We start from the raw sequence: 19,934 nt of genomic DNA, 5'->3' as shown, positions 1-19,934 counted from the left end.
CGGTGGCGTGGTCACCATAATGCCGTCCGGCGTTCGGCGGTAGCCACGGGCGGCAAGTTCGCTACAGGTCCATCGCCGCGCGCAACGCGGTGTCGAGCCGTTCCAGCGTCTCGGTGTCCACCACGTCCACCCGTTCGGCCAGCCAACCGCGGAAGATGCGCCCGATGTTGCCCGCGTGCACCCAGCCGTGTTCCTGCACCGGAACCGCGAGGATGTCGCGCGGATCGTCCTCGATCACCTCGGCCGCGATGAGCCAGGGGCGTGGCGATTCATTGATGCCGTCACTGCTGATGAGCACGACCGTGCGGCGACGCGGCGAACCATGCGGGTTGTAGATCCACAGTTCACCCCGACGCACGCATCGCCTCCTCGGCGGCCGCCAGCTCGGCCGCGTCCGCGGCGGCCTCGGCGGTCACATCCGGCACCGGACCCACCCCCGTGCGCACGGCCTCCCGTCGCGCGGCCTTCGAGATCCAAGCCGACGGCGACATTCCCGCTCGAGCGGCCGCCTGTTCGGCATACGACCAAGCGGCTTCGTCCAGCGAAAGGGTGACCTTACGCGTTGCCATACCAATTATCGTACCGACGCTGCGGGCCCCGGCGCCAGCCCTCGGCGGCGACCGGCCGAACGACCCCGCGATCCCAACTGATGACAGGTGACTGCTGTTAGGGTTGCCGCATGACGACGTTGCACCATCACCGCGTCGGCGCGGGTGACCCGCTCGTGCTGGTACACGGGGTCGGAAGCCGGTGGCAGGTGTGGGAGCCGATCATCGACACACTGGCCACGTCGTACGAGGTGATCGCCGTCGACCTGCCCGGCTTCGGCGGTTCGACGCAGCCGCTCGCGCACAACACGGTGCCCAACCTCACCGACGCGCTCGCCGAATTCCTCGCCGCGCAAGGGATCGAACAGCCGCATCTCGCGGGCAACTCGATGGGCGGGCTGATCACGCTGGAGCTGGGCGCTCGCGGGCTGGCTCGCTCGGTGACCGCCTACTCCCCGATCGGGTTCTGGGACACGGCGGGACGCGTGTGGTGCCAGCAGTCGCTGGGCAAGTCGCGGGCGCTGGCGCGCAAGCTGCGGCCCGCGCTGCCGTCCGTCCTCGGCACCGCCGCGGGCCGGACCCTCTTCCTCTCGCTGGTCTTCGGCAAGCCGTGGGCGCTGGATGCGAAGGTGGCGCTGGAGACCGCTCTCGGCGCGGCGGACGCCGCGGGCTTCGATGAGGCCATCGCCTCGTTCACCGACGTCCGGCTACCGGAACTCGGCTCGCTGGCCGACATCCCGGTGACCATAGCCTGGGGCAGCCGCGACATCCTGCTCACCTACGCGACGCAGAGCCGCAAGGCGCGCAGCGTGCTGCCGGACGCCGAGCACGTCACGCTGCGCGGCAGCGGGCACACGCCGTTCTTCGACGACCCGGCCGGGTGCGCCCAAGTGCTGCTCGAGACGATCACCCGGGTGCGGTAGCGCCCGGTTCAGTCGGCGGGCGGGTCGAGCAACGTGTCCGCGCAGGCCGTGCCGAGCAGGACGCGCACAGCGTTGCCCCACCGATGCCGCAGCAGCCGGTTGCGGGACAAGTCGCCGGTGAGCAGCACGCGCAGGGCCAGGCCGGTCATGATCTCGATGGTGAACTCGGTGATCGTCGGCACCCGGGGATCGTCCGGGAATTCGCGCCGGAAACTGTCGCGAATGCTGGTGTGCATCAGCTCGAACAGGCGAACCTCCAGCGGCAGGAACGCCGCGCGCAGCTCCGGGTCGGTCCGCGCGCCGACCCACATCTCCAGCGCCGCCCAGAACGACGGGCCGCTGAGCATCCGCATGGTCAGTTCGACGGCCGTCTCCAGTCGGTCCGCGTCGTCGGGGATCGCCTCGAATTCGCTGGTCAGCTGGTCGAATCGACGACGCGCCACATGCTCGACGGCGCCGGCCAGCAGGTCGGCCCTGGTCGGGAAATAGTGCTGCAACGTTCCGCGCGGCACACCCGCCCGCTTCTGCACCTCGAGCGTGGTCGTGCCCGCGTAACCGACCTCGACCAGGCTCTCCACCGCGGCGTCCAGCAGCCGTGTGCGCATGCGCTCCCTGCGCTGCGCCTGCGGCTGCCGGACATGTCCCGCCGTCAGCGGCCCTGCCACTGGGGCTCGCGCTTCTGCGCGAACGCCAGAGCGCCTTCGGCGGCGTCCTTGGAGATCAGAGCGGGCAAGGCGATCTCGCCCTGCTTCGCGAACCCCTCCGCGACGGGCCAGTCCGGCGACTCGTCGATGATGCGCTTGCTCGCGGCCACCGCGAGCGGTGCGGCGGCGACGATCTCGGCGGCGAGTTCCAGCGCCACCGACAGCGCAGCGCCGGGATCGGTGACCCGGTTGACCAGACCGAGCTGGTAGAGCCGCTCGGCGCCGATCCGTCCTCCGGTGAGGGCGAGCTCGGCGGCGGTGCTGCGCGGCAACCGCTGGGTCAGGCGCAGCACGCCACCGCCCGCGGCCACCAGGCCGCGTTTGACCTCGGGAATGCCGAACTGCGCGTCGCGCGCGGCGACGATGAGGTCACCCGCGAGCGCCAGCTCGAAACCACCGGCCAGCGCGAAGCCCTCGACCGCGGAGATCATCGGTTTCGCCGGTGGCTTCGCCGTGATGCCGAGCGGGCCCCTGCGCTGCGTCATCGGCATCTCGCCTTTCGACGCGGCGACGAGATCCATTCCGGCGCTGAAGGTTCCGCCCGCGCCGGTGAGTACCAGCACGCGCGCCGCCTGGTCGGCCTCGAACTCGTCGACGGCGGCCTCGATGGCCTGCGCGGTGGCGAGGTTGATCGCGTTGCGCGCCTCGGGACGGTTGACCGTCAGCACGGTGATGGCCTCGCGCCGCTCGATCAGGACCGAGTCGTTCATCGGGCGCTCCTCTCGGTGAGCAGGGTGAACGTGTCCGCGGCGATCTCGGCGTCCGCGCCGAGCGGGTCGCCCGCGGTGAACGCCGCGAGGGTGCCGTCATCCGACGCCCGGACCAGTATGCGGGTCCCCTCGGGCGTCAGTGCGCTCACCACAACGGCTTCCGGCTCGTCGGCACGCTCCGGCGCGGAACCTTTGCGGTAGGCGACGGTGTACGCCTCGACCGTGGCGGGACCGGTGTATCCGGGCGCCGGTTCCCGCCGCGCCGCGGGCACCTGCGCCTCGATCGCACGGAACAGCCGCCGCGGCGGCTCGGTCGAATACACCCCGACGCCGTGCTTGGTGCTGTACCAGCCGAGCGCCGTCGCCAGGCCGTATGCGCCGGGGTCCGCGCGCAGAATGCCCGACAGCGTCGCGATCGAATGCGTCGTGTAGTTGTTGCCCGGCCCGCCCGCGAAGGTGAGACCGCCGGTGACCGACAGCGGCCGGGCCGGATCGTCGATGGGCAGGCCGAGTTCCTCGGCGGCGATCTGCACCGCCACGGGGAAGCAGGAGTACAGGTCGACGTGCGCGACATCGTCGATCGCGATCCCCGCCGCGCCCAGCGCCGCCGCGCCCGCCGCGGCGATCGCGGGCGAGCGGGACATGTCCGCTCGCTCGGAGACGAACCACTCGTCGGTGGCGGTGGCGCCCGCGTGCGGGAACACCCACCGCTCCCGCGGCACACCGGCGGCGTCGGCAGCCGCCGCGCTGCACAGGACGAGCCCGGCGCCCAAGTCCACGGTCAGGTTCGCGACCAGCAGCTTGGGATACGGCGTCGACACCATCCGGTTGGCCGGCGCGGGCGTCACGAGTTCGGCGGCGGATTGCGCGGCGGGCTGCCACGCGTACGGATTGCGCGCGGCGATCTCCGACAGCCGCGACCACAGTCCGCCGATCCGCTCCCGGTGCGCGGCTTCGCTCGACCCGAGCCTGCGGCGCAGGGCGGTCTCCATCAGCGCGTAGAAGTACACCGGGCCCCACAGGCCCGCGGCGGTCTCCATCTCGGAGTTCGGCCCGCGATCGGAGCCGATGATCTCGTCGGGAGCCGCGCCTTCCGGCTGCTCGGGCCAGTTCACCGCCGCGCCGGAGCGGGCGGCGGTGTTACCGGAGTACACCGCTTCGGCTCCGGTGAGCAGGGCGACCTCCGAGCGGCCGTCGGCGATGGCCTGCGCGACCACGTTGAGCAGCCGCTGCGGCGCGTCGCCGCCGAAACGCACCGACTGCACGGTCCTTTTCGGGCTGACGCCCAGCTCGGCCGCGACGAGCGCGCCAAGATCACCGTAGGGGCGGCTGACCGGGGCGACGGCGGCGATCAGATCGGCCGAGCGCAGCAATCGGTCTCCGACGCCGCTGTCGGCGCCCGCGCGGCGCAGGGATTCGGCAGCGAGTTCGACGGGGCCGGGCAAACCCGGCTCACCCGGTCGGTGTACGACCTGCCCCGCGCCGACGAGCACCGGCGTCCTCGGGTCCATTCCGGCTGGCAGCATGCGTCCTCCGCTCCATAACCGTCAGCATTGACGGTAACTCGGGTCCGATTAGAACAGAGGCCGGGGACGACGGCAACAGCGCGCGCCGCAGAACTGACTCACGAGTAAGATTCGGCCATGGGCACCCACATCGCAGTGCGGTTCGACGACCACCGCGCGTACGTCACGCTGGACCGGCCGGACAAGCACAACGGCCTGACCATCGACATGCTCCACGACCTGGTTGCCAGCGCGAAGCTGGTGGCCCGTCGAAGCGAGGTGCGCGCGGTCATCTTGTCCGGCAACGGCCCCAGCTTCAGCAGCGGACTGGACATCGCCGCAGCGATGAGCAATCCACTGGCAATCGTGCGGAACTTCGTGCCGCTCCCCTGGCGCGGCACCAACGCCTTCCAAGAGGCGTGCTGGGCATGGCGCCGCCTGCCCGTGCCGGTGATCGCCGCGGTGCACGGGCGCTGCTACGGCGGCGGCCTGCAACTCGCGCTCGCCGCCGACGTCCGTTTCGCCACCCCCGACGCCGAGTTCTCCGTCATGGAGGCCAAGCACGGCCTGATTCCCGATATGACCGGCGCCGCAACGTTATCCAGACTGATCGGCATGGACAAAGCCCTCCTGCTCACCATGACCGCCGACCTCGTCGACGCAAACCACGCCGCGCGGATCGGCTTGGTCACCGACCTGACGCCGGACCCGGTCGCGGAGGCCGAGAAACTCGCCGACCGCCTCGCGACGCGGCCACCGCACGCGGTCGCCGCCGCCAAGCGACTCTTCGAGAAGTCGTGGGGAGCATCCACCCGGCGAACCCTCGCCATCGAACGCGCGACCCAACTTCCCCTGATTCTCCGCAAGGCGCGCAGCCGCCGCACCGAACAATAGCTACGAATTTGCTATTCTGCGCGAGAAGCCTCCGCGCGCCCGGTTCCGCTGCTACCATTTGCACGATTTGCCAGCCAGTCGACTAGTGGTGCGCGGCACACTGCGAAGGGTCTGTGTATCGCGGGACGTCCGTGTTTCGCACCGCTCTCGGGAAGAAACCGGAGGGCTCACAGACAGTGATCAAGACCGCATCCTTCCTGCTATCGGCGCTGGCGGGCGCCTCGGTTCTGCTCTTCACGGCCTCTACCCCCGCCATCGCGAACCCGAACGCCATCAATCCGATCCCGGTGCTCAACGGCACCACGGGTTTGCCCAATCTGCTCGGCCGCACCAAGGCGGTCTTCCAGGTGACCGGCATGGCCAGCCCGAACAACACCCAGTCCTACAACGTTCTCGGCACCGATCTCGGCATCATGTGGGACAACGGGCACGGCGAAATGCTCACCGCGTTCGGTGACACCGCCGGCGTCGGGTTCCCCAATCTGCTCGCGGGCAGCATGTGGGCGTGGCGCAGCAATATCCTGCTGCGCAGCCACACCACCGATCCGGCCGATGGCATCTTCTTCGACAGCGTGGTGCGCGACATGTTCGGTCAGGCCCGCGATCTGATCGCCAGCCCGAAGATTCCCTTCCTGGAGATCAGCCGGATCCCCACCGCGGGCATCGCCGTCGACGGTGTGCAATACATGAGCCTGATGTCGGTGAAGAGCTGGGACGACGTCGGTCAGTGGAGCACCAACTTCTCCGGCCTCGCCGTCTCCGGCGACAACGGCGAGACCTGGGCGGAGCTGCCGGAGACCCGCCGCACCAACGAGGGCGGGAACGCCAACTTCCAGATGAACGCCTTCCTCGCCGACGGCGGATACATCTACGAATACGGCACGCGGTCCGGACGCAATCACACCGCCCATGTCGCCCGCGTGCGCGCGCAGGACATCGGCAATCTCGCCGAATACGAATACTGGGACGGCGGCGCGTGGCGCAAGGGCGACGTGAATGCCGCGGCGCCCATCATGTTCGGCGTCGGCGAATTATCGGTGATGTACAACGCCTATCTGGGGCAATACATTTCGCTGACCACCGATCGGTTCAATTCCGTGGTGATGCGGCGCGCGTCCGCGCCCGCAGGGCCGTGGAGTGAGCCCGAAGTGCTGATCGACACCCGCGAGTTGCCCACCGCCTACGCGCCTTCCATATTCCCGTACCAGACCGGGCGCGATCTGTACTTCCTCACCACCGTGCACAGCCAGTACAACGTTCTGCTGATGCGCACGACGCTGTGACGCGGAACCCGGCGATCCGACGCGGTGCTTGACCTCAACAATGGTTCATGTATGAGGCTGCATCGCGTTGGATCGTTCACTTCCGGGAGGCACCATGCTCAGCACCACCGTCGACGTCCGCGCCTGGTTGCGCGACAACGCCGTCGCGATCGACAGTTCCGATCCGGACGCGGCAGGCACGGAACTGGAAGCCTTGCTCGCGCGGCTCGCCCCCGCGACTGTGGTCGGGCTCGGTGAGTCGACGCGGTTCTCCCGGCAGACCTTCGGCGTGCGCGAGCGACTGTTCCGCGCGCTGGTCGAACGGCACGGTTTCCGCGCGCTGGCCATCCAGGACAGCGCGCGTTCCGGCGAACGCTGGGACCGGTTCGTCACCGCGGGCGAGGGCGATCCCGAAACGGTGCTCGCCGGAGCCTGGCGCCCGTGGCGCACCGCGGAATCGGCAGCCGCGCTGCGCTGGATGCGCGCCTACAACCTGGCGCATCCACAGGACCCGGTGCGCGTCTTCGGCGTCGAACCGCCTCGCGCCGAGCCGAGCGACTACGACGCGGTGCTCGGCTACGTGCGCCGCGCCGCTCCCGACCGGTTGGCCGCGATCGAGGCGCACCTCGCGCCGATCCGCACCGCCCACCAAGTCGACGAACATGTCCAACGTCATCAGGGCACCCACCCCGGCCGCCCGTTCGCCGAGCACGCCGAAGACGCCCTCGCGCTGCTCGCCGCGGTGCCGGACACCGGCGAGCGGGCCACGGCACTCGCCCACGCCCGCCTGATCCTCGACTTCCACCGCCGGAGCGTCGCGAGCCAAGGATTCGCCCGCGACGAGCGGCCCGCCGCCGAGACCGTGCTGCGATGGCACCGCTCGACCGGGGCCAAGATCGTCTACTGGGACGGCATCGCGCACACCACCAGCCTTCCGATCGTCTTCGGCGCGGCCGAGTTCCGCGGAGCCGGAAGCCATTTGCGCGCCGAGCTGGGCGACGGATACCGGTCCGTCGGCATCGGCTTCCATCACGGCGACCTCGGCGCGGCCGTGGCCCCTGATCCGCAACCCGACCTGGTCGATGCCGCGCTGGGCGAGGTCGAATTGCCCGCCTACTACGTGGATCTGCACGCCGCGGCGCCGCGACCGGTCCAGGATTGGCTGACCGGCCCGGCGAAGTTGCGCACTATCAGCGGCGTCTACGACCCGTCCGCCGACGCCACGGCCAACATCCGGCTCTCCTCGCTCATCGACGCGTTCGACGTGCTGATCCACGTGCGGGAGACCACGCCGGTGCACTGGCTCTCGCAGGTATCGGACTGACTCGCGCAACCCCACCGGGCGCGGGCCGCGCGATCAATAGACTCGAAATATGGATGCGGCCGACTGGGATGAGCGCTACGCGCAAACGGAATTGGTCTGGGGCGCACCGCCGAACAACACCGTGGTGGAGCATGTCTACGGGTTGGAACGCCGTGCGCCGCTGCAAGCCGCCACGCCCGAGGGCGATGCGCCGGAGTTCCCGCGCGCTCTGGACTTGGCGTGCGGCGAGGGTCGCAACACGTTGTGGCTCGCTACGCACGGCTGGCAGGTGCACGCCGTCGATTACTCCCAGGTCGGCATCGATAAGGGCCGCACCGTGGCCTCGCGGTTGTCCCGCTCGGTTCGCGGTCGCATCACCTGGCAGTGCGCGGACGTCACCGATCTGGCGGAGGCGGGTATCACCGGGCCGTTCGAGCTGGTGTTGATGGTCTTCCTGCATTTGCCCGCCGAGCAGCGCCGTGTGCTGGTCCGCGAGGCGGCCGGACTGCTGGCGCCGGAAGGCACCCTGCTCGTGCTCGGCCACGACACCACCAACATCACCGATGGCTGCGGCGGGCCGCAGGACCCGTCCATCCTGTTCACTCCCGACGACATCGTGGCCGACCTCGGCCCGCTCGCGGCGGCGAACGAGGTGCGGGTGCGCATCGCCGACCGCGTCTACCGGCCCACCGAGACGGGCGACGCCATCGACGCACTGGTCATCGCCACCCGCCCGGCCGAGTAGGAACTCAGGACCAGCGCTCCAGCCACGGGGTCACGGTCTCGGCGATCGAGTCGAAGCCGGCGCGGAACGCGTGCGGCTGGCCCGGGATGACCCGGACTTCGGCGGCGTCGGCCGGATCGGGAATGCCGAACGGATCGTTGGCCCCGTTGACGACGACCACCTCGATGTCTCCCGGAGCGAGCAGTTCGTCCCGCCGGGACTTCTCCGGCTTACCGGGCGGATGCAGGGGGAACGAGAGCGCGAGGACGCCACGAACCCGCGCCGCGACGGCCGTGCGGCAAGCCACCCGCGCCCCGTTGCTGCGCCCACCCTGGATCAGCGGAATGCGCTTGCGCCCGCGCAACCGCGCGACGACCTCCAGCCAAGCCTCGTCCTGCTTCACCGCCGACCCAGGCGCCCGCCGCCCGGCAACCCGATACGGCTGCACCACCCGCGCGACCCCACCCCCCAGCCGCAACGCCGCGTCACGCACCGCGAGCAGGTCCTTCGCCTCCACCCCACCCCCGGCGCCATGCGTGAGCACCAGCAGAAACGCGGGCTTGCGCGGCTGTTCGAGCTCGACCTCAGCCGGCCCGGCACTCGTCTCGATCAGCACTGTTCTATTTTCCAGCGCCTTCGGCGCTGGGTGTTCGCGGCCCCTTTGTGGCTCGCGTTTGCGCGACCGCCGCTTGCTCCTTCGTCGCGTACGCGGCGGCCACGCAAACGCGAGCCGGGCCGCGAACGCGGATGCTCGGTCTCGCTTCGCTCGAAAGACGTGGTGGCGGTGCGCTGGGCGCGTAAGCGTGCGAACTCTCGACTTCATGCGCGAGATCGGAGCTAGTGGCCGGTGAGACCGTGCGCGACGGTCCCCGCCAACTCGGGCAGTTGATCAGCGAACGACAGTGCGTGCCGAGATTCGACGACTCGAGTCCTCCTGGTTCGCTCGCCGAAACCGACGCGCCCCGCCCCGCGTCCGAGGGTCACCACATCCGCGACGAGGGAGCAGCAGCCACGGCGAGCCGCCAGCCATCCACTTCCACCGCGCGCCTGGTAAGTAGCTCCGCGACCAACGCGCCCAGCGCACCTGGACCACAGGTTTCGAGCGAAGCGAGACCGAGCATCCGCCGTTCGCGGCCCGGCTCGCGTCCGAGTGGCCGCCGCGTCCGCGACGAAGTCGCCAGCGGCGGTCGCTCGGACGCGAGCCACAAAGGGGCCGCGACACGCCGCGACGAAGTCGCGGCCATCAGACACTGTAAAACGCGTCACATTCGGCCGCTTGACACTTTGCGCAGTCATTACCGGCCGGTAATATGTTTCATAAGTTACCCGCGAGTAGCATGCGGAAAACCGGCACGACTACCCCGGTGGAGCGAACAACGGGCGGGAACGGCAACCATACCGACCGCACCAACTCAACGGAGAGTGAGTACTGACAATGGGTCACTACAAGAGCAACGTCCGCGACCTGGAGTTCAACCTCTTCGAGGTTCTCGGCCTCGGGTCGATCCTGGACAGCGGCGCCTACGGCGATCTCGACACCGACACGGTCAAGGAGATGCTCAACGAGGTGCGTCGCCTGGCCGAGGGTCCGCTCGGTGAGTCGTTCGCCGACGCCGACCGCAACCCGCCGGTCTTCGACCCGCAGAACCACACGGTCACGCTGCCCGAGTCGTTCAAGAAGAGCTACCGCACCCTGCAGGACGGCGGCTGGGACAAGCTGGGCATCGCCGAGGAGCTGGGCGGCCTGCCGATCCCGCGCGCCGCCTACTGGGCCATCGCCGAACTGATCCTGGGCGCGCAGCCCGCCGCCTTCATGTACGCCGCCGGTCCCGGCTTCGCGAACATCTTCTACAACAACGCCACCGACGAGCAGAAGAAGTGGGCGCAGATCGCCGCCGAGCAGGGCTGGGGCGCGACCATGGTGCTGACCGAGCCCGACGCGGGCTCCGACGTCGGCGCGGGCCGCACCAAGGCGATCAAGCAGGAGGACGGCTCCTGGCACATCGAGGGCGTCAAGCGGTTCATCACCTCCGCCGACTCCGACGACCTGTTCCCGAACATCATGCACCTGGTGCTGGCCCGCCCCGAGGGCGCCGGGCCGGGCACCAAGGGCCTGTCGCTGTTCTTCGTGCCGAAGTTCCACTTCGACCACGAGACCGGTGAGCTGGGCGAGCGCAACGGCGTCTTCGTCACCAACGTCGAGCACAAGATGGGCCTGAAGGTCTCGGCCACCTGCGAGGTCACCTTCGGCGGCCACGGCATCCCGGCCAAGGGCTGGCTGGTCGGCGAGGTGCACAACGGCATCGCGCAGATGTTCGAGGTCATCGAGCACGCCCGCATGATGGTTGGCACCAAGGCCATCGCGACCCTGTCGACCGGTTACCTGAACGCGCGGGACTACGCCAAGGAGCGGGTCCAGGGCGCCGACCTGACCAAGATGACCGACAAGGCCGCGCCCCGCGTGACCATCACCCACCACCCGGACGTCCGTCGTTCGCTGGCCACCCAGAAGGCGTACGCCGAGGGCCTGCGCGCGGTGTACCTGTACACCGCCGCCCACCAGAACGAGGATGTCGCGCAGCTGGTTTCGGGTGCGGACGCCGATCTGGCCGCGCGGGTCAACGACCTGCTGCTGCCGATCGTCAAGGGCGTCGGCTCCGAGCGGGCCTACCAGTACCTGACCGAGTCGCTGCAGACCCTCGGCGGTTCCGGCTTCCTGCAGGACTACCCGATCGAGCAGTACATCCGCGACGCGAAGATCGACTCGCTGTACGAGGGCACCACCGCGATCCAGGCGCAGGACTTCTTCTTCCGCAAGATCGCCCGCGACCGCGGCGTCGCGCTGGCCCACGTGGCCGGCCAGGTGCAGAAGTTCATCGACTCCGAGGCGGGCAACGGCCGGCTCAAGGGCGAGCGCAAGCTGCTGGCCACCGCGCTGGAGGACGTGCAGGCCATGGCCGCCACGCTCACCGGTCACCTGATGGGCGCCCAGGAGCAGCCGAGCGAGCTGTACAAGGTCGGCCTGGGTTCGGTTCGGTTCCTGCTCTCGGTCGGTGACCTGCTCATCGGCTGGCAGCTGCTGCGTCAGGCCGAGGTCGCCATCGCGGCCTTGGACAACGGCGCGACCGGCGCCGACGAGGCGTTCTACAACGGCAAGATCGCGGTCGCGCAGTTCTTCGCCCGCAACATCCTGCCGGAGCTGACCGCCACCCGCGCGGTGCTGTCCAACCTGGACAACGACATCATGGAGCTGGACGAAGCCGCGTTCTGACGCTTCGCGAACCGTGACGGCAACGGCCCGGAGAACTTCTCCGGGCCGTTGTCGTCTACATTTGTCGATTCGTGACGTTCGATCACCGCTCGACGCCGATCCTCTCCGGTAGATTGCGTGCTCCCGGGGGGCAACCCGAACCTCCCGCTTCGCACAGTTCGACGCGACAAATGTCGGCAGAGGTGCCCGAGGTGACGCGCAAGGCAACTGGCATCGGCGCTTATCTGCGCGAACGACGCCTCGCCGCGGGGCTGACACCCGCCCATCTCGCCGCGCGCGCCGACCTCACCGAAGCGGTGCTCGACCAGATCGAAACGGGTGCCGTCGCGCCGAATCAGCCCCTGCTGCAACGCTTGTTCGACGCGCTGGAGGTGCCGATCTGGTACCGCAAGCACATCGTCGTGCTGAGCCTGCCCGACTTCTTCTCCGCGGCCTTTGGGCCCGGCCCCGACGTGCCGACCCCCGATGACCGGGCCGACCTGCACAGCCTGCCCGACCCGGCGTGCTTCCAGCGGATGCCCACCCAGGATCTCGTGGAAGCCAATTCCGCCTACGAACGCGCGTTCCCGGGTGCGGTCGCCCGAGGGAACGTGCTGGAGTGGATGTTCCTCGACGCGGCGGCCCGGCGGGTGATGGTGGACTGGGCGGTGGAAGCGCACCTGCTCGTCGACGCCTTCCGCATCCTGTCCCCGCTCGCGCCGCGCGAGCGCGTCGAGGAGATCGCCGCGCGTTGCCGCCGCTCCCCCGATTGGGATCGCATGTGGACCACCGAGGTGCGCGGCGAGGACATCCCCCGCCGCCGGTTGCAGGTGCGCGACCCCGCCACGAGACGGGTGCGGTCGATGAGCATGCGGGTCTACAGCCCCGAACTGCCGGAGCGCCCATGGTGGCTGTACCGGTTGGTGACCGTCGGCCCGACGCGCTGAACCGACCCATCGATGTAGGCGACATCGCGGCGGCGAGCGGGCACAATGACCGAGCAGACTGCGTCCCAGAGGAAGGGAATTGCCGGATGACTCGATCGCTGTCCGCACTCGCCGGGGCCGGCGCGCTGGCCGCGGTCCTCGCGCTGGCCGCCGCCACGCCCGCAGGGGCCGACCCGAACAACGTCATTCCGATCCCGGCGCTCAACGGCATCCACGGCCTGCCCGACCTGCCCGGCCCGGCCCACGCGGTGTTCCAGGTGACGGGCATGGACAGCCCGAATCGCACCCAGAACGTCAACGTGCTCGGCACGGATCTCGGCATCATGTGGGACGACGGCAACGGCCGCATGATCACCGCGTTCGGCGACAGCGCCGGCATCGGCATCCCGAACCTGCTCGCGGGCAGCATCTGGGCCTGGACCAGCAATGTGCTGTTCCGCAGCTCCAGGCACGATCCGGCCGAGGGCATCTTCTTCGACGACGTGGTGCCGAATCCGTTGCCCAGCCCCAAGATTCCCGGCATCGAGATCAGCCTGATTCCCACCGCGGGTATCTCGGTGGGCGGCGTGCAGTACATGAGCTTGATGTCGGTGCGCGAATGGGGCGATCACGGGAAGTGGAACACGAACTTCTCCACGCTGGCCGCCTCCGGTGACGGCGGCACCACTTGGACGCAGCTGACCCACACTCGCCGGGCGAATGTCGACGGGCACGAGAACTTTCAGCAGAACGCATTCCTGAAAGCGAACGGCTACGTCTACCGCTACGGCACCCCGGCAGGCCGCAACAATCCCGGATTCGTCTCCCGCGCCAAGGAATCCGATATCGCGAATATCGACGCCTACGAATACTGGGACGGCAGAGAGTGGAAGCCCGCCGACGCCAAGACCGCGGCTCCGATCGTCGGTGGCGTCGCCGAGCTCTCGGTGATGTGGAACCAATACCTGGGCCAGTACGTCATGCTGACCACGGACCCGGCCAACAGCGTCGTCCTGCGCACCGCACCGGCTCCCGAAGGACCATGGAGCGAACCGCGCGTCCTGATCGACGCCCGCGCCCTCCCCACCGCGTACGCACCCATGATCTACCCGTACCAAACCGGCCGCGACCTCTATTTCCTGGTCACCCAGCACACCCAGTACAACGTGCTGCTGATGCGAACACCGCTGTGAAAAGGGCATCCGCCCTTCCGGATTTGGTTCCTGTAACGCAAGCAATGTCACCGATCACGGGTGATTCCCCGGCTGCGTTCTTGCCCTTGCCCGGTACCGCCACGCACAACGCCTGGCGCATGACCAGGCAGCTGCCGTACAGCCGCTGACGGTGGCTGCGCTTGCCCGAGCCCGAGAAGCTTCACCACTTCCGGGGGCACTCCCCGGGCTTGCAATCGCGCCAATTCTTCCGCGCGTTCCTTGTGGTCGGCCGCCTCGCGGGCAATTCGGGCGTCTTCGCGCGCTTTCTCCTTCGCCGCGCGGGCGTCGGCTGCTGCCCGCTCCAGGCTGGCAGCGTCGGCCGCCTCTCGGGCCACCTGTTCCCCGGTGTCGGCTGCTCCCCGTTCGTGGAGCTGACTTGGCGCGGGGAATTCCAGCGCCACCCGTTCAGCGACTTCGCGCTCAATTCGCGCACGCTCGCTCTCCGGAGTTCTGCCCGCTTGCCTGGCTCGCTCGGCCTCTTCTCGCGCCTGCCGCTCGCGCTCGACTCGTTGGGGGGCTTCCGCCCTGCCGCGTGTAGCGCCGTCGCGGAATCGCAGCATATTCCGGAACTTCTCGGCTCGCTCACGCGCCCGCGCCCGCTCCGCAATCTTGTCCCGCTGCCTTTGTAGCTCCTGCGCTTTCTCCTGTCGCGCCTTCTCTGCTACGCCTGGTAGCTCGAGTTGCTGACCTCGCTCCGGCAGTTGGCGCTGCTTGCTCCGCTCCAGATCCATACCCAATGCCCAAATTGTCCGGGCTTCAGCTCGCGAGATTTCTAGGTGCGTGAATCTGTCGCGGAAGTCTTTCTTCAAACCATTGATGAGTATCTGACAGTCTTTCGATACAGTCTCACCTTCTACTGACCGTAGCGTATGCTCCTGCACGACGCCTGTCTCGAGAAGGACCCGCAATGCCTTGAGCTGCTTTTCGTCCTTGGGTCCTCCGATTCTCCCGGATTTATCCTCGATGGAGAAAGTTTTGCCTTGATCCTCTCTGACGTGGTCGAACTGGATCCGACCTTCCGGCGTCTTATATATGCGGGAGCTGGGGAGATATCCACGCTCACGGTCCTTGAAATATGCTTCGACACCGTTCTCGAATATCCTTCCACGCTCGTGGGGCTTGTAACGCTCCCGGTCTCTTTCGTATTCGTCCAACCGATCCCCCCGGAAGCGTGAAGTGATTCGAGAATTTCCTGGCCGTAGCTTTTCAGGAAGCAGTTGAGGCAGCTCAGTGGCTGCGACGACCCTCGTGGATAGAGGCGTACTCGCGAATGGCGTCAGCCATTTTGGAAAACATTCCCCCATACTCCTCGGGGCTATATTCGATCATGCGTCCGATTAACCCCCATACGGTCTCGACATCTTCTTCGTCGCCCGTGTCCATCTTCAATGCGGGATTCACGTCGTCATAGAACGAATATTCGCGGCCGAACCATTCTTCCTCGATGAATCTAGCCCCCGCGAATCTCTCGAAGCAGTCGCCGATGAAACAAACGAACGCGTCAACCATGTCGGCGCCATCGGGTGACGCCGCAGCGGCAGCCCTGGTCGGGAACAGTTCGGCGACAATGGGGTCAAGCCGTTTCACCTCCGCCGAGTTCTCCGGCCACGGCTCCGAAGGAATCTCACGTATGCCCGCATAGTCCATGAACTTACGAGCTTGTGCCTTTCGGCGGTCAGGGTCGACCCATTTACCCCAAGCGGTCTGCTCGACAGGAACTCCCAGATCCATACTCAACTGGTCGTCGCCTTGCCCCATCACGTTCCCTTCCGGTAGTCGGTAGCCCTGCGTATCACCCCGAACGGGACAGTGTCCCACGTTCATGGATTGTGTCGCGCCCGTTCGCCTCACCGAGCAAGCACCGGGCGGCAGCACGGGGTGGTAGGCGCAAACGAACCATCATCGCTCGACATACAGCCGCTCACACGGCAACCGGGGCAGCCGATCAGTTGCGCCCTTGGCGACGCGTACGGCGTCGGTGCAACGGCGGATATCTTCGTCTTGGACGAAGATCAAAGCCGCGGTGAGGCATGCCGCGTAGTGCAACTGGTAGCCGCGCAGCCGCACTATCAAGTGCACGTCAGGTTCGTCCGGCAACGGGGAAGCCATCACATGCCCCGATCCCGGAAATACCGGTAATCGTCACCCGAAACGATCACGGCCGCTACCCGCGTCGAGCACTCCAACGGGTCGCAATCCTCATGCATCATGAGCGCTTGATCGGCCGCTTTCCGGCTCGACACAGGCCACGCCGGATTGTGGTGCCCCCACCGTCTATAGAACTCAGCTAAACCCACTCGGGCGTCATATCTGCCGGACCTGCCGCCCTGTAGCAGAGTCAACACAGGGCGACCAGGGGGTGCACCATCAGGCATACGTCATCACCCGCCGACGCCGCGCGACCTTCTCGGCTCGGACCGCGCGGATCGCTTCCACGATCACGTGACCAGAAGGGCGAACGTGGCTGTCGGGGCGCACAATCCACGCACGGAACTTCGTCCCAACATCAGCGGGACTGGGCAGCCCGATCGTTCCGCCCTCACGCGCAATGGACACATCCAACCGAAACATCTCAGCGAACAACGGAATCTCATCCGGCAGGTCAGGCCGGATGATGAACGTCCACCTCTTCGACCGTGGATGCGACAAGATCGGACCGAGCTTGTACCCCTGGTTCTGCATCCACACCTTCACCGCCTGCCCCAGCACAGCGGGCATGGTGATCGCCCACACCGACCCGCAGCGGGCCACGATCCGGCCCACATGAGGCGGGTCGACCGTCGCGGGTAGGTCACACACGTTCCGGTAGTAGTGGCATCGAGACAGCGGCGTGTCCCCAAACGCTATGTGGCCCATCAAGACCTCTGCTCGTATCGGAGGGGCATCAAGGTGCGCCCGGCCCCCGACAACCCCCTGATCGGTACCCGAGGACGGAAGCGAACCACATTGAGGGACATGTGGTTCCGCGCTTCCAACCGGGCGCACATCCAGGAGACACCCAAGACCGTGGAACTGGAATCCTCAATCGCACGAATCCGATTGATAGATGCCGTACTTTCAGTGCGTACGCCGCCACACGGAAGCTGCCCGTTGGCGGCTTCCAAAATCCGGGTCACTCGATAGTGAGGCTAACGACATGAGCGTTACCGGTAGTACCCTCGCCCGCCGGGCTCTGGGCCGTGAACTGCGCCGATTGCGGATTGCCAAGCGCATTTCCCAAGCCGAAGCGGCGAGGCTGGCCGAGACATCGCCGCAGTCGATTGGCCGTATCGAGGAGGGCCAGTCCACAAGGGTGACCAGCTTTCAAGTGAACGCCTTGTGTGATGCCTACGGCGCCAGCGATACCGAACGGCGCATCCTGCTTGGGTTGGTCTCGGAAGTCCGAGCAGCGCGGGAGCGGGGCGGGGGCTATTGGCGGGCGTACGCGGACGCCGAGCTTCCGACCGGGTTCGACCACTATCTAGCCCTCGAAGAAGCAGCGCATCGGTTGACCGCGTGGAAAGTCACCATCATCCCCGGTCTGCTCCAGACCGCCGAGTACCGCCGTGCGCTGGCTTGGTCGGAAATACCAGAGCTGTCGCCCGAAGCCATCGAAGGCCGGATCGAACTGGCGGCCCGCAGGCAGACCCGACTCGCAGACCCGGAATTCACAGTCGATGTCCTGCTGTCCGAAGCAGCGGTGCGCGACCAGGTAGGCGGTCCGGGGGTGATGACGGATCAGTTGCTCCACCTCTCGGCAGCGTCGGAACTGCCGAATGTTTCGGTTCGGGTAGTGCCCTTCACCGCGCCCAAGCATCTCGGGTCACTGGTCGGGTCGTTCATCCTTCTCGAATTTCCCGAGCTGCCGCAGACCAAGTTGACCGAGCCGCCCATTGTGTACGTGGAGGAGTACGCCGGGGACCTGTACCTGGAGCGCGAAGCCGAAGTGGCTCGCTATCGCAGCGCGTTGCGGGAGATAGACCGGGTAGCGTTGGACCACGACAAGTCCAAGGATCTCATCCTGGCGGTAGCAAAGGAGTATGGCGCGTGAACGTCGACCTGTCGGGGGCCAAGTGGTTCAAGTCCAGCCGAAGCTCTTCCGGCAAGGAATGTGTTGAGGTTGCGTTTCTCGACAGGGGCATGGTGGGCGTGCGTGACTCGAAGAATCCGACCGGCCCGGCGCTGATCTTCACGCCGGCCGAGTGGGATGCATTCACCGCTGGCGTTGTCGATCGCGAATTCGAGCGTCCGTAGGCGGAAACGCAGAGCCCCGCTCTGAGTGGGCGGGGCGGATTCGGGAACCGCGCGCTCGGGCCTATCCCTCACTCGCACTTGACGATCGGAATCGGATCGTACTTCACCGTGCGGGTCTTGCGGGATACTTCGCGGCCGGTTTTGCGGTCGGTGATGACGCGGGTGTCGGAGATCGTGAAGCCGGGAGCGCCCTCGGTGGCGATGCAGTCCTTGCCCTTGGGCAAGGTGACGGTGGTCGGTTCGGTCGGTTTGGTCTTCTCGCCCGTGATGGATTCGACGTCGACCGTCTTCGTCCCCCACAGGCGGACGGTGATCTCGGCGTCGGTCGCGGCGGTTTCGATGTAGATGCCGGTCTGGGTGTTGTTGCGGAATTTCAGGTCGATCACGCCGTCGAAGACGGTGGCCTCCCGGGCGGCGGGGTAGCGGGAGATGTAGTAGCTGTGCTCGGTATGGCCCGCGTCCTCGAGCCCCGCGAAGTACGCCGCGTTGTAGAGCGTGGTGGCGAACTGGCTGATGCCGCCGCCGACCGCGGTGCTCGGACGCCCGTGGTCGATGATGCCGGATTCGACATATCCCTCCGCGATGCCGCGCGGGCCGGTGAAATCGTTGAGCGAGAACGTTTCTCCCGGCTTCACGATCGCACCGTTGACCTTTCTGGCCACGGTGCGGATGTTGACGCCGGAGGGTCCGCTGAAACCGCCGGTGGTGAACGAGCCGACGGGTTCGACCACGCCGAGCCCCTGCGCGGCCTCGGTGGTCAGCTTGGGCTCGACCCGTTCGTAGACCACCTGCGCGGTCCGCTCGCCCGGCGCGGTCAGCAGCGCGGTGAACTGTTCGAAGGTCTTGGGCCAGTTGATCTTGTCACCGACCACGGCGGGGACGACCGACGCCTTGCCGCCCGACACCGCGAACGTCGCGTCCTTCGGCTCGACTTCCGTGGGGGCCAGTTGCGGCCCGAGCAGAGCGATCGCGGCGTCCTGATTCACCGACGCCGCGAGACCGCCTTGCCCGTCCGGCCCGAACGCCAGGACCGACGCGATCTGCTCCGGATCGAGCCTGCCCGCGGCACCCTTGCCCGTGAAGGAGATCGGCGCGCGCACCGCGGGCTGGGCGATCTCGCGCAGAGCCTTGTCCACGGCCTCCGGGCGCACCTGCAAGGGCGCGGGGACCACGGGAAGATCCACCGTCGTGCCGGTGACCCACCGCTCGGCCAGTTCCGTGCGCGCGGCGGCCACGTCGAGCACCCGGCCCGGAACCGGCGGCACCGCAACGGGTTCGGCGTTGCGGAAGGTGACGGTGCCATCGACCGATGGCCGGTCGTGCACCCGCAGCTCGGTGAGCTGGCGATCCAGTGCGGGCTCATCGATCGCGCTGACGACCGGCACCTCACGGGTGGTGAAGAAGGACGCGAGCCGGGTGAACGGATTGAGCGGCTGGGAGCCGATCCGCGACCAGGTGGCGTCCCAGTCCACGGACAGTCCGGCGGCGCTCGGCACGATGCGGGTCTGCACGTCGCCGATGCGCAGCGGTAGCTCCCGGGCCGCCCGTGGGTCCAGCTCGGCGCGCAGTCGGGCATCGGCGGCGGATTTGTCCTTGCCGCCGACGTCGACGCCCGCGACGACGGTGCCACGCGCCACCTCGCCGGAGGACATCACCAAGTCGACCACGTAGCCGAGACCGGCGACCGCGAGCACGGCGCCGACCGCGATGCCCACCCGGCGCACGACGGCACTGTCCA

Annotated in this window: 21 protein-coding genes; 10 read left to right on the top strand and 11 right to left on the bottom strand. The window is 67.7% G+C overall.

Annotated elements, in window-relative coordinates:
* Positions 1–61: 61 nt before the first annotated feature.
* Together ACH49X_RS10850 and ACH49X_RS10845 are read right to left on the bottom strand one after the other, a co-directional pair.
* Positions 62–358 carry a hypothetical protein gene (locus ACH49X_RS10850; RefSeq protein ID WP_195080896.1) on the bottom strand — a complete coding sequence of 99 codons (297 nt, stop codon included), beginning with the start codon at positions 356–358 and terminating at the stop codon, positions 62–64.
* Positions 345–569, bottom strand: a complete 225-nt coding sequence (locus tag ACH49X_RS10845; protein WP_039802891.1) for a hypothetical protein — start codon at positions 567–569, stop codon at positions 345–347. The genes ACH49X_RS10850 and ACH49X_RS10845 overlap by 14 nt, the downstream gene beginning before the upstream one ends.
* A 110-nt stretch (positions 570–679) precedes the next feature.
* Here ACH49X_RS10845 and ACH49X_RS10840 point away from each other — a divergent pair, with 110 nt between their 5' ends.
* Positions 680–1,471, top strand: coding sequence for an alpha/beta fold hydrolase (locus ACH49X_RS10840; protein ID WP_195080897.1), 792 nt, complete (start codon positions 680–682; stop codon positions 1,469–1,471).
* Between the two features lie 8 nt (positions 1,472–1,479).
* Here ACH49X_RS10840 and ACH49X_RS10835 read toward each other — a convergent pair whose 3' ends face one another.
* From ACH49X_RS10835 to ACH49X_RS10825, 3 genes are read right to left on the bottom strand one after another with little or no spacing between them, the layout of a single operon-like run.
* Positions 1,480–2,076, bottom strand: coding sequence for a TetR/AcrR family transcriptional regulator (locus ACH49X_RS10835; protein WP_323124680.1), 597 nt, complete (start codon positions 2,074–2,076; stop codon positions 1,480–1,482).
* Between the two features lie 44 nt (positions 2,077–2,120).
* Complete coding sequence (locus ACH49X_RS10830) at positions 2,121–2,885, bottom strand: crotonase/enoyl-CoA hydratase family protein (RefSeq protein WP_195080899.1); 765 nt, start codon at positions 2,883–2,885, stop codon at positions 2,121–2,123.
* Positions 2,882–4,411: an acetyl-CoA acetyltransferase gene (locus ACH49X_RS10825; protein ID WP_357208923.1), complete on the bottom strand. Its 1,530-nt coding sequence runs from the start codon at positions 4,409–4,411 to the stop codon at positions 2,882–2,884. The genes ACH49X_RS10830 and ACH49X_RS10825 overlap by 4 nt, the downstream gene beginning before the upstream one ends.
* A gap of 117 nt (positions 4,412–4,528) precedes the next feature.
* Here ACH49X_RS10825 and ACH49X_RS10820 point away from each other — a divergent pair, with 117 nt between their 5' ends.
* The 4 genes from ACH49X_RS10820 to ACH49X_RS10805 all read left to right on the top strand — a co-directional run bounded on the left by ACH49X_RS10820 (position 4,529) and on the right by ACH49X_RS10805 (position 8,594).
* Positions 4,529–5,284, top strand: coding sequence for a crotonase/enoyl-CoA hydratase family protein (locus tag ACH49X_RS10820; protein WP_195080901.1), 756 nt, complete (start codon positions 4,529–4,531; stop codon positions 5,282–5,284).
* A gap of 176 nt (positions 5,285–5,460) precedes the next feature.
* Entirely contained in the window at positions 5,461–6,567 is a 1,107-nt protein-coding gene (locus tag ACH49X_RS10815) for a DUF4185 domain-containing protein (RefSeq protein WP_357110450.1), read from the top strand.
* Between the two features lie 94 nt (positions 6,568–6,661).
* Positions 6,662–7,870: an erythromycin esterase family protein gene (locus tag ACH49X_RS10810; protein WP_357110447.1), complete on the top strand. Its 1,209-nt coding sequence runs from the start codon at positions 6,662–6,664 to the stop codon at positions 7,868–7,870.
* Positions 7,871–7,919: 49 nt separating this feature from the next.
* A complete protein-coding gene (locus tag ACH49X_RS10805; RefSeq protein ID WP_357208925.1) occupies positions 7,920–8,594 on the top strand; it encodes a class I SAM-dependent methyltransferase in 675 nt (224 codons plus the stop codon).
* A gap of 4 nt (positions 8,595–8,598) precedes the next feature.
* On the opposite strand, the gene ACH49X_RS10800 is transcribed toward ACH49X_RS10805, so the two are convergent.
* The gene (locus ACH49X_RS10800) at positions 8,599–9,189 is read right to left on the bottom strand and encodes an alpha/beta family hydrolase (protein ID WP_195080905.1); all 591 of its coding nucleotides are present in this window, start codon (positions 9,187–9,189) and stop codon (positions 8,599–8,601) included.
* Positions 9,190–10,008: 819 nt separating this feature from the next.
* Between ACH49X_RS10800 and ACH49X_RS10795 the strand changes: the two genes are divergently transcribed.
* The 3 genes from ACH49X_RS10795 (at position 10,009) to ACH49X_RS10785 (ending at position 13,942) form a co-directional block, all read left to right on the top strand.
* Entirely contained in the window at positions 10,009–11,844 is a 1,836-nt protein-coding gene (locus tag ACH49X_RS10795; protein ID WP_195080906.1) for an acyl-CoA dehydrogenase, read from the top strand.
* A 191-nt stretch (positions 11,845–12,035) separates the two neighbouring features.
* Positions 12,036–12,770 carry a helix-turn-helix domain-containing protein gene (locus tag ACH49X_RS10790; RefSeq protein ID WP_323124611.1) on the top strand — a complete coding sequence of 245 codons (735 nt, stop codon included), beginning with the start codon at positions 12,036–12,038 and terminating at the stop codon, positions 12,768–12,770.
* Between the two features lie 86 nt (positions 12,771–12,856).
* Entirely contained in the window at positions 12,857–13,942 is a 1,086-nt protein-coding gene (locus tag ACH49X_RS10785) for a DUF4185 domain-containing protein (protein ID WP_195080908.1), read from the top strand.
* Positions 13,943–13,989: 47 nt separating this feature from the next.
* Here the strand turns inward: ACH49X_RS10785 and ACH49X_RS10780 are convergent, their stop codons facing one another.
* The 4 genes from ACH49X_RS10780 to ACH49X_RS10765 all read right to left on the bottom strand — a co-directional run bounded on the left by ACH49X_RS10780 (position 13,990) and on the right by ACH49X_RS10765 (position 16,681).
* A complete protein-coding gene (locus ACH49X_RS10780; protein ID WP_357208512.1) occupies positions 13,990–15,117 on the bottom strand; it encodes a hypothetical protein in 1,128 nt (375 codons plus the stop codon).
* 73 nt (positions 15,118–15,190) lie between these two features.
* Positions 15,191–15,721 (bottom strand): hypothetical protein, encoded by a 531-nt coding sequence (locus ACH49X_RS10775; protein ID WP_195080910.1) that lies wholly within the window; start codon positions 15,719–15,721, stop codon positions 15,191–15,193.
* Positions 15,722–15,862: 141 nt separating this feature from the next.
* Positions 15,863–16,072: a hypothetical protein gene (locus ACH49X_RS10770; protein WP_357109601.1), complete on the bottom strand. Its 210-nt coding sequence runs from the start codon at positions 16,070–16,072 to the stop codon at positions 15,863–15,865.
* Between the two features lie 258 nt (positions 16,073–16,330).
* Positions 16,331–16,681 (bottom strand): hypothetical protein, encoded by a 351-nt coding sequence (locus tag ACH49X_RS10765; protein WP_323124612.1) that lies wholly within the window; start codon positions 16,679–16,681, stop codon positions 16,331–16,333.
* A gap of 418 nt (positions 16,682–17,099) precedes the next feature.
* Here ACH49X_RS10765 and ACH49X_RS10760 point away from each other — a divergent pair, with 418 nt between their 5' ends.
* Both ACH49X_RS10760 and ACH49X_RS10755 read left to right on the top strand, forming a co-directional pair.
* Entirely contained in the window at positions 17,100–17,993 is an 894-nt protein-coding gene (locus ACH49X_RS10760) for a helix-turn-helix transcriptional regulator (protein WP_195080912.1), read from the top strand.
* On the top strand, positions 17,990–18,196 hold the full coding sequence (locus tag ACH49X_RS10755; protein WP_195080913.1) for a DUF397 domain-containing protein: 207 nt from the start codon (positions 17,990–17,992) through the stop codon (positions 18,194–18,196). The genes ACH49X_RS10760 and ACH49X_RS10755 overlap by 4 nt, the downstream gene beginning before the upstream one ends.
* A 68-nt stretch (positions 18,197–18,264) precedes the next feature.
* Here the strand turns inward: ACH49X_RS10755 and ACH49X_RS10750 are convergent, their stop codons facing one another.
* Positions 18,265–19,920, bottom strand: coding sequence for a VanW family protein (locus ACH49X_RS10750; protein WP_357208510.1), 1,656 nt, complete (start codon positions 19,918–19,920; stop codon positions 18,265–18,267).
* Positions 19,921–19,934 lie beyond the last annotated feature (14 nt).

Origin of the sequence: Nocardia sp. NPDC019323 (assembly GCF_044389845.1) — a bacterium.
Taxonomy (GTDB): domain Bacteria; phylum Actinomycetota; class Actinomycetes; order Mycobacteriales; family Mycobacteriaceae; genus Nocardia; species Nocardia implantans.
The sequence above is the reverse complement of the archived record's forward strand: the minus strand, read 5'-3'. Positions and strand labels throughout refer to the sequence as shown.

Excerpts from the sequence above, each read along its gene's own strand:
- ACH49X_RS10810 (WP_357110447.1), top strand. The coding sequence starts at position 6,662 with ATGCTCAGCACCACCGTCGACGTCCGCGCCTGGTTGCGCGACAACGCC.
- ACH49X_RS10795 (WP_195080906.1), top strand. The coding sequence starts at position 10,009 with ATGGGTCACTACAAGAGCAACGTCCGCGACCTGGAGTTCAACCTCTTC.
- ACH49X_RS10760 (WP_195080912.1), top strand. The coding sequence starts at position 17,100 with ATGAGCGTTACCGGTAGTACCCTCGCCCGCCGGGCTCTGGGCCGTGAA.
- ACH49X_RS10835 (WP_323124680.1), bottom strand. The coding sequence starts at position 2,076 with ATGCGCACACGGCTGCTGGACGCCGCGGTGGAGAGCCTGGTCGAGGTC.
- ACH49X_RS10765 (WP_323124612.1), bottom strand. The coding sequence starts at position 16,681 with ATGCCCGCTGTGCTGGGGCAGGCGGTGAAGGTGTGGATGCAGAACCAG.
- ACH49X_RS10770 (WP_357109601.1), bottom strand. The coding sequence starts at position 16,072 with ATGGCTTCCCCGTTGCCGGACGAACCTGACGTGCACTTGATAGTGCGG.
- ACH49X_RS10785 (WP_195080908.1), top strand. The coding sequence starts at position 12,857 with ATGACTCGATCGCTGTCCGCACTCGCCGGGGCCGGCGCGCTGGCCGCG.
- ACH49X_RS10840 (WP_195080897.1), top strand. The coding sequence starts at position 680 with ATGACGACGTTGCACCATCACCGCGTCGGCGCGGGTGACCCGCTCGTG.
- ACH49X_RS10775 (WP_195080910.1), bottom strand. The coding sequence starts at position 15,721 with ATGGGGCAAGGCGACGACCAGTTGAGTATGGATCTGGGAGTTCCTGTC.
- ACH49X_RS10830 (WP_195080899.1), bottom strand. The coding sequence starts at position 2,885 with ATGAACGACTCGGTCCTGATCGAGCGGCGCGAGGCCATCACCGTGCTG.
- ACH49X_RS10845 (WP_039802891.1), bottom strand. The coding sequence starts at position 569 with ATGGCAACGCGTAAGGTCACCCTTTCGCTGGACGAAGCCGCTTGGTCG.
- ACH49X_RS10825 (WP_357208923.1), bottom strand. The coding sequence starts at position 4,411 with ATGCTGCCAGCCGGAATGGACCCGAGGACGCCGGTGCTCGTCGGCGCG.
- ACH49X_RS10820 (WP_195080901.1), top strand. The coding sequence starts at position 4,529 with ATGGGCACCCACATCGCAGTGCGGTTCGACGACCACCGCGCGTACGTC.
- ACH49X_RS10805 (WP_357208925.1), top strand. The coding sequence starts at position 7,920 with ATGGATGCGGCCGACTGGGATGAGCGCTACGCGCAAACGGAATTGGTC.